Below are 1,215 nucleotides of genomic sequence, written 5' to 3' on the forward strand. Positions count from 1 at the left end.
GGCAGGCAGGTGCAGCGGCCGGAACGTGCGTGGGCCGTACAGGCGTTCAAGCAACTGGTCGAGCTCGGCGAGCAGCCGCCAGGCGTCGCGCGGGCGGCGGGCCTCGGCCGGGAGCATGCATCCGGCGAGGAAGCTCCGCATCGGCGAGAGCGTCTGACCGCCCATCAACTCGGCGATGCAGGAGCTGGCGAGGTGGATGTCGGTGGCCTCGGTGACAGGCCGGCGCGCCGCCACCTCGGGCGGGTAGCGGTCGCGGTGGCGTTCGACGAGCGCGGGCGCGGCGGCGGGTGCGCCGGTGCTGGCGTAGCACCAGTCGACCAGGACCAGGCCGTGCTCGACCGGGTGGATCAGGACGTGCTCGGGCAGGACGGCCCCGTGGCGGACACCGGTGCGGTGCGCGTGCCCGAGGGCGACGAGCAGCCGCCGCCAGATCCAGGCGGCGTCGCGCGGGTCGAGGCCGTCGGGGAAGGCGGCGCGCAGCTCCGCCAGCGTGACGAACCCGTCGAGCCGCAGCAGCGCGTTGACGCGGCGCGGCAGCGCAGCCGGGTCGGCCGGATCCACGTGGGTGAAGCTCTCCAGCAGCGTCGGGACGTAGCTGCGGAAGTGCGGTTCGCCGTGCCGGGCGAGCCACGCGAGCGCGCGGGCCTCACGTTCCATCAGATCGTCGTCGGCCGGGGTGTAAGGGGTCTTCAGGACTGCGTCCAACGCGGGGCTGGTCCCGGTGCGGGGGCGGCTGCGGGCGGCACGCAGGGCGGCGATGTCGCCGTGGGCCAGGTGCTCGCCGACCTGGTAGGCATACCGACGGGTCGTCAGCGTGTCGTCGCTCTGGCCGTGTTGCGCGCCACGCAGGCGGTTCAGGGCGGCGCAGGCGGCGGTGGCCTCGGCGCGGCGGCCAGGAGGCGCGGTGTCCGGGTGGAGCAGGCGTGCCAGCCGGCGGTAGTGGCGGGCCGCGGCCTCGGGCGTGGCGCGGGAGCCGAGGAGCTCCTCGGCGCTCGCGGCCGCGGCGAGCGCGGCAAGCGCCTCGTCGAAGGTGCGGGGCCGGGGTGGGTCCGGTGGCCGGCTCGCCGCCGCCCACCAGGGTGGTTCGCTCAACGGACTCCCTCCTCGCGGTCGGGGCGCAGCAGCGCCGGGTGGAGCAGCCGGGCGTCACCGGCCCGGTAGAGGCGGGCCCGGGGCCGCCCCGGGAGCTGCCGCGTTCGGCCGTCGCCCCCGTGC

Annotated in this window: 1 protein-coding gene; it reads right to left on the reverse strand. The window is 76.7% G+C overall.

Features of this window, described 5'->3' with window-relative positions:
* A partial coding sequence (locus tag TR48_RS08525) for a BUD32 family EKC/KEOPS complex subunit (RefSeq protein ID WP_042365345.1) occupies positions 1–1,092 on the reverse strand: 1,092 nt, incomplete at its 3' end.
* Between the last annotated feature and the right edge of the window lie 123 nt (positions 1,093–1,215).

It is taken from the genome of Streptacidiphilus neutrinimicus (genome assembly GCF_000787815.1).
GTDB lineage: Bacteria > Actinomycetota > Actinomycetes > Streptomycetales > Streptomycetaceae > Streptacidiphilus > Streptacidiphilus neutrinimicus.